At 34.9% G+C, this 3986-nt stretch carries 6 protein-coding genes and 1 pseudogene; 5 read left to right on the top strand and 2 right to left on the bottom strand.

Translation table 11 applies throughout. The features are described from left to right. A partial coding sequence (locus tag B5P42_RS25705; RefSeq protein WP_142674062.1) for a DDE-type integrase/transposase/recombinase occupies window positions 1-253 on the top strand: 253 nt, incomplete at its 5' end. A gap of 562 nt (window positions 254-815) precedes the next feature. Beyond that, window positions 816-1955, top strand: coding sequence for an Ig-like domain-containing protein (locus B5P42_RS25700; RefSeq protein ID WP_060751794.1), 1140 nt, complete (start codon window positions 816-818; stop codon window positions 1953-1955). A gap of 105 nt (window positions 1956-2060) precedes the next feature. On the opposite strand, the gene B5P42_RS25695 is transcribed toward B5P42_RS25700, so the two are convergent. Then, window positions 2061-2261: a hypothetical protein gene (locus B5P42_RS25695; protein ID WP_258397545.1), complete on the bottom strand. Its 201-nt coding sequence runs from the start codon at window positions 2259-2261 to the stop codon at window positions 2061-2063. Window positions 2262-2412: 151 nt separating this feature from the next. Here B5P42_RS25695 and B5P42_RS25690 point away from each other — a divergent pair, with 151 nt between their 5' ends. From B5P42_RS25690 to B5P42_RS25680, 3 genes and pseudogenes are all read left to right on the top strand, one after another. Beyond that, complete coding sequence (locus tag B5P42_RS25690; protein WP_113735529.1) at window positions 2413-2823, top strand: collagen-like protein; 411 nt, start codon at window positions 2413-2415, stop codon at window positions 2821-2823. A 53-nt stretch (window positions 2824-2876) separates the two neighbouring features. Next, window positions 2877-3371 carry a hypothetical protein gene (locus B5P42_RS25685; protein WP_113735528.1) on the top strand — a complete coding sequence of 165 codons (495 nt, stop codon included), beginning with the start codon at window positions 2877-2879 and terminating at the stop codon, window positions 3369-3371. A gap of 23 nt (window positions 3372-3394) precedes the next feature. Next, window positions 3395-3634, top strand: a pseudogene (locus tag B5P42_RS25680) (DDE-type integrase/transposase/recombinase); the annotation flags it as partial. A gap of 151 nt (window positions 3635-3785) precedes the next feature. Here the strand turns inward: B5P42_RS25680 and B5P42_RS25675 are convergent. Further along, a partial coding sequence (locus B5P42_RS25675) for a hypothetical protein (RefSeq protein ID WP_113735527.1) occupies window positions 3786-3986 on the bottom strand: 201 nt, incomplete at its 5' end.

The following is a 3986-nucleotide window of genomic DNA, read 5'->3' as shown; positions in this document are numbered from 1 at the left end:
AGAAAAAAGCATACCTGATGGTTTGCAACTTAGACAACAAAAGTACTTGAATAACATAGTAGAACAAGATCATCGTTTTATAAAGAAGCGAATCCGTTCTATGCTAGGGCTCAAATCTTTTGACACAGCTATATCCATTCTTTCTGGAATAGAAGCCATGCATATGATTAAAAAAGAACAGATTAATTTACGGAACCAGTCTATCCAAAATCAGAAAGAATTCGTCCATCAATTGTTTGGACTTGCAATATAAGATACGATTACGTTAGGAATATATGTTCTTTATTCTCTTTTGTTTTATTTTTGCACCAGAACCGTTAATAAACCTTATAACTGAAAATGAAAAGAAAATGAAACAACAATTGGAGCAATCTAAACCATAATGAAAAACTGTTAAAATATTAATGGTTGATAATTTATCATTTTAGCTAAAAATGCCCCTTCCAAAAGGAACGTGAAGGGGCATTTCCCAGTGAACTGTAGAGGTTTGGGATCAGTAAAACTTATATGTATCAAGGCTCTCAAGTTATTATTCTCATTGAGAACCACCTCATAGTTATTCATCTACATACAGTCCGCTACACAGTGATAATTATGTAGTCAATACCTACCTAGGGTAAGTAACCCTTTGAGGCTCTGAGTCTCATGCCTCCTCAGTGTACTAACAGCTCATTTACATAATTCTCGTTACTGGAAGTGAATAGTTTCAGATTAACATGAACTAAATAATCAGGAGAGCGATCCAGTCCAAACCGAGTTCTGTATGTAACATATATTGATTAAATGTATTGATAAAGAAAGTGAGGCTAACACAAATGAACACTTCCAATCAATTTAACCCTCCTATTCTGTTTATCCCAAAAGAGAAAGAATGTTACGAAAAAAGAATATCTGTCTTGGTCTCCATCAAGATAGATCCTAAGAATTTATCTCTTTGTTCAAGTTTGAGTCATCAGTTTACTGCGACAGGTACGTATTCTGACAAATCAACTAGGGACATTACAAATCTTGTAGAATGGTACTCTAGCAATCTTTCAAGTGCAATAGTTTCAAATAAGGAAGAAACAAAAGGTTTGATTACAGCAATTAATACTGGGGAAGCTCAAATTTTTGCAAGATTAGACGGAATAATGAGTTCGGATAGTTGTCTCACAGTTACTGAACCAGTGGTTCAAATGACAAATTTACAGGGATCCAATGATTGTACGTTAGATATAAATAGAACAGTTTCTACGACTGAGACAACCAGTATGAATTGTCCAAGTAGAACTTTCGGTTTTGGTAAGGGAGTCTTACTGCTTGATAATGATGTTGCTTCCTATGATTTTGCCAAACAACTTTGGTCACTTACTCAATATACTGTTGTGCAGATATCTCCATCAATTATCAAAGGTCAATACACTACAGGTAAACAACTGGCAGCGGATTACTGGTGTGTTTGGATCGGAATTCAAGGGAATATTACTGATCTGGACGTCATGGCAATGATGCAACCAGGAGGAATCATTGATGAATTCGTCAAACTTGGCGGAATTTTCATTGTACACGATACAGATACTAATCCAATAATTGTAACATCTCCTGAAGGGTTTGAGTTCATTGGGAGTAAATCTGAGTCACTAACACAATTTTCGAAGCTTGTACAAATACCTTTGTCCTTTGAGTACCTTCGAACATATTTATATATTAACTCTATCAAGAAAGAAGGTGACTCTATGGCTCTTGAAACTAACTGTCAGACTTGTACTCCTCCTGAAGGTTCCACATCGATTCTTACTGTGGATATACCAGGTGGTCTAGCTATTAATCTATTGGGGATTCATATCGAAGCTTGTCCAATCTGCGTTACAGTATTCACTGATGGATCCGATACACTTACATCTCAACAACAAGATATCGCAAATAATCTCATCAAAGTCGTTCAGAATTTGGTTCCAACTATTCCTGGCGCTTAAAGGGAAATAGTTTGTAATTTAATACAGGGCTTGACCAAAAAAACGGTCGAGTCTTTTTTTTTCAAAACGTGGCGGTACCCCTAATAGTGTGTGCTCCTCCTCAGTTTAATCTTGTAGGAAATTGAAAAGTGTATTCTTCAGTTTTCTTTGCTCAACAGACATTATCTTTGCGAGAACGCCAAATAAATAACCTTTGAAGTCTTTTCTAATCTTGTTCATCTTCAGGACAAATACAGATTGTTTGAGCGCTGAGATTGCCACCTCAGTTGTATCAACTAAGTCAGGTGCATACTTGCTTGCAGACAATTTAACTTTACCCCATACCGAAAAACAAAGGGTATTGGTATACTTTCCTGTTTAAAATATTGTTCGTATAGGAAGTGAATAAGCTTCCTATACGAACCACATTACATATTAATAATTTAGAGGGTTTTAAAAAGAAAGAGGTGGTTTTTAAATGTATAATGAGTCAATATATTATCCTTATATAAATTATGATCAATACTTCGATCGTCAATTCCCTGGTCCTCAGATCCCAGGTATACCTGGAATGCCAGGTTTTCCGGGTGTACCAGGCTTTCCGGGTGTACCAAGTTTTCCAGGACAGCAAAGCTCACAAGCTCCAACATCTCCCCCCCCATCATTTATTCCTCAACAATCAACAGCTTCACCATTTGCTGTTGATCCAGGAGCAATTTCATTATGTTTATTTCGGAATACTTATATATGGCTTAGTAATGGTGAACAATTTTGGTATTTCCCAATTTTTGTAGGACCAAGGTCTGTTGCTGGTTTTAGATGGAACGGTAGGTTTTGGGTTATTTTTGGAATTGATACGAGAAGGATTATTTCATTTACATGTTTTTAAAAATTATAGAGTAACGATAGAGGTTTAATTATATAAACAAAAGAGGTATTTGAATGAAAAAATTTCAATCATTTGATGGTACAATAACTATGATTAACGATTTTGTAACAGGGTCAAACGAAGATATAGGGTGTAATAAATTAATGTCCGTAGATAATGGTTATGGGAATCTAATAAATTTTGTAGTGAAACCAAATACGTATTTTATCGACTATGCAACGGTAGTAGTAGGAGATAAAGTAACTGGGTTTTACGATGCCAACGCTCCTGCTCCTCTCATTTTTCCACCACAATTTCAAGCGATTGTTATGGCAAAATATACACCGCATCAAAATGTAAAAGTAGACTATTTTAATGAACAGTTGGAGAGTAGTGATGGGAAATTAAAATTAAATATTTCTCCTTCTACTCAAATTTTATTAACAAATGGTCAATTCTTTACAGGTAATCTTGTAAATCGAAATTTAATAGCTATTTATAGTTTTACAATAATGAGTATACCAGCTCAAACTACACCATATAAAATCATTGTTTTGTGTCAAAAGTGATTTCTATTCTAAAGGGTCCCTCGGTTTATCAAACTACAATCCATTGTAGAATCAAAAATTTTAGCCATCTTATTGACCAGGATCATAGGCATGTCAAGAGACGTTTTGCTAAATCTGCAGGATTTCAAAATCTTCGTCATGCTTCACGTACGATAAAAGGTATCGAGACCATTCATGCCCTATATAAACAAAGGCGAAGTCTTCAAAGAGACTCCGCCTTTTCAATGTACAATAGACTTCAACAATTACTAGCTAATTATTAAACGTTGATCCTTATTTACCATCTGATTGAACAAGATTGTTTCCCCTAAGTTGATGGACATGTATGGTGATCCCACATCCATGAACTTAAGAAAAGCAAATACCCCAAAACAAAAAACACACTCGTTCTGATTAGGAACGAGTGTGTTTAGGTTATCTGAAAGGTACAAACTTCCATGAGCTAGGTTTTTGTTTTTTTCCACCTAGTACGATCCAATTTTTCTCTGCATTTATATTTTCATAATTTAATGGATAGTCATCTGTAAAAATATTATATTCTGTAGGTTTATCCAGGTTAATTTTAATTTTAAAGTCAGCTAAACTATCCGATTTTTGAGCAAGGTGAATCCAACT

The sequence above is a fragment of the Bacillus sp. SRB_331 genome, from assembly GCF_003264175.1.
Taxonomy (GTDB): domain Bacteria; phylum Bacillota; class Bacilli; order Bacillales; family Bacillaceae_G; genus Bacillus_A; species Bacillus_A mycoides.
The sequence above is the reverse complement of the archived record's forward strand: the minus strand, read 5'-3'. Positions and strand labels throughout refer to the sequence as shown.

What these genes read in the sequence shown, in the direction of transcription:
- B5P42_RS25700 (WP_060751794.1), top strand. Translation starts at nt 816, where the DNA reads ATGAACACTTCCAATCAATTTAACCCTCCTATTCTGTTTATCCCAAAA.
- B5P42_RS25690 (WP_113735529.1), top strand. Translation starts at nt 2,413, where the DNA reads ATGTATAATGAGTCAATATATTATCCTTATATAAATTATGATCAATAC.
- B5P42_RS25685 (WP_113735528.1), top strand. Translation starts at nt 2,877, where the DNA reads ATGAAAAAATTTCAATCATTTGATGGTACAATAACTATGATTAACGAT.